Annotated in this window: 3 protein-coding genes; all 3 read left to right on the top strand. The window is 51.4% G+C overall.

The window, feature by feature from the left end:
* A partial coding sequence (locus AC1DLB_RS27980; RefSeq protein ID WP_477786080.1) for a glycosyltransferase family 4 protein occupies positions 1–825 on the top strand: 825 nt, incomplete at its 5' end.
* 133 nt (positions 826–958) lie between these two features.
* Positions 959–2,080, top strand: a complete 1,122-nt coding sequence (locus AC1DLB_RS27975; RefSeq protein ID WP_064616868.1) for a DUF1972 domain-containing protein — start codon at positions 959–961, stop codon at positions 2,078–2,080.
* Positions 2,077–2,303: NAD-dependent epimerase/dehydratase family protein (locus AC1DLB_RS27970; RefSeq protein ID WP_477786079.1), on the top strand; the 227-nt coding region annotated here is incomplete at its 3' end. The genes AC1DLB_RS27975 and AC1DLB_RS27970, both read left to right, overlap by 4 nt.

Below are 2,303 nucleotides of genomic sequence, written 5' to 3'. Positions count from 1 at the left end.
GTTATGTTGTCCGCGCTGGTCGCTGCCGGATTTTATAGATTTTCCAAGAAAAGTTTCTTTTGCCATATCAGAGAAATTCCCGACAAAAAACTCATTGGGATCTTCCGTTTACTCCTACGGTTCTCAGGTGCAAAACTAATATTCAATTCCGAGGCTACGAAATCCGCTTTTAATCTTCCTGGAACAGTAATTTATAATGGTGTAGCCCCCCTTTACAACGTCCCATCGCTGCGTACTGAAAGAGACTGTAAGAATCTACTTCTGATCGGCAGGATAAACACCTGGAAAGGGCAAGACTTTTTCATTGATGTCATTGGAAAATTGGCCAATAACGCAAGAAATGACTTTCGCATAAGGATAGTGGGTAGCCCTTTTGAGGGGTACGAATATCTGGAAAAGGATTTAATCGAAAAAGTAAAATCATATGGGATCTCCGACAACGTCGAATTTTTCCCTTTTTGCTCGGACCCAACCGAGCATTTTCAATGGGCAAGCTATGTTGTTGTCCCCTCTACGAAGCCGGAGCCGTTCGGTCGAGTAGCGATCGAAGCGTACTCTGTCGGAAAACCAGTGATAGCTGCGGGCCATGGTGGTTTGGTAGAGATCGTTAACCATGAAAAAGATGGCTTCCTTTTCATCCCTGCCAATCAAAGCAGCCTTGAGGATGTCCTGCTAGGACTTCCTTCGCCGGGCAGTCCTCTGTACGAAAAACTGAGTAAGTGCGCGCTTGATACTTATTACAAAAAATTCTCAATAAAAAGCTATAAAAAGAACATCGTTTCAATACTGGAAACTTCCGTTAAAAGCAGCTCGACTGTTGTTTAGGTGAATGCGGCGGAAGTTCACGCATTGAGCAAGCCAGAAACTATAAATCCAATATTTAGAGCGGATTAAAAGTACATTAAGAACTTCAGGTAAATCTGAGACCACCTCACATTTAAAGAACCAAAAAGCCTCTATGAAAAACCTCTATATCCTCGGCATCCGCGGCGTTCCCGCCAAACACGGCGGTTTTGAAACCTTCGCCGAAAAGCTCTCCCTCTACTTGGTCAAGCAGGGCTGGAAAGTCACTGTCTACTGCCAGGAAGACGGTTCCGGCGGTATATCGACCAGTGAATGGAAGGGGGTTCATCGCATTCATATCCCGATCGCCAACACCGGCGTGGCGGGCACGGTGTTTTTCGACTGGAAGGCTACCGTCCATGCGCTGGGCCAGAAGGGATTGTTTCTGACCCTCGGCTATAACACGGCGGCGTTCAATATTCTGCAGCGGGTCAAGGGCCAGACCAATGTCATCAATATGGATGGCATTGAATGGCGACGGGAGAAGTGGGGGTTGGTGGCGAAGACCTGGTTCTGGTTGAACGAGCGAGCAGGTTGCTGGATCGGCAACCACCTGGTGGCCGACCACCCGAAAATCAAGGATCACCTGGCCACCCGGGTCAAGGATTCGAAGATCACCATGATCCCTTATGGCGGGGACCGGGTGAACGAAGCAGACCCGACCGCCCTGGCTGATTATGGCCTGGAGCCCCATGGTTTCTCGGTGGTTATCGCCCGGCCGGAGCCGGAGAACTCCTTTCTGCAGGTCGTCAAGGCTTTCAGCAGCAAGCGCCGTAACCATAAGTTGGTGGTGCTGGGCAACTTCACGCCAGAGAAGAACGAGTACCACAAGCGGGTGATGGACGCGGCCGGCAAGGAAGTGATCTTCCCCGGTGCCATCTATGAGGCGGCGGTGGTTCGGGCGCTGCGGTTTTTCAGCCGCTTTTACATTCATGGCCATCAAGTAGGAGGCACCAACCCTTCGCTGGTGGAGGCATTGGGCGCCGGCTGCTCGGTGATTGCCCATAACAACCATTTCAACCGTTGGGTCGCCGGTGATGCGGCGGTGTACTTCGATGACGAGCACGACTGCGCCAAGTTGTTCGAGAAGTACCTGCGCGATGACCACAGCCATTTGATCGCGGCGATGAAGGCTGAAAGCACCCGCCGCTTCAACGAAAAATTCACTTGGGAAAACATCCTTTCCCAGTACGAAAAATTACTGATCCAGTGGTATCCCAAGGAGTACAGCAAGTGACCCAACGTATTATCGTCACCGGCGGTGCTGGTTTTATCGGCTCCGCCGTCGTTCGCCATCTGATCGACAATACCGATGTGAGCGTGCTCAATATCGACAAGCTCACCTACGCCGGCAATACCGAGTCCCTGGCGTCGGTGGCGGGTAGCCCCCGGTATGAATTCCAGCAGGTGGATATCTGCGACACAGCGGCGCTGCACGAGCTGTTCGCGCGTTTCCAGCC

Source organism: Pseudomonas sp. 05N434, assembly GCF_056396965.1.
Note: the sequence above shows the minus strand (reverse complement) of the source record. Positions and strands in the feature narration are given on the sequence as shown.

Coding starts and splice junctions, on each gene's coding strand:
- AC1DLB_RS27975 (WP_064616868.1), top strand. CDS start 959: ATGAAAAACCTCTATATCCTCGGCATCCGCGGCGTTCCCGCCAAACAC.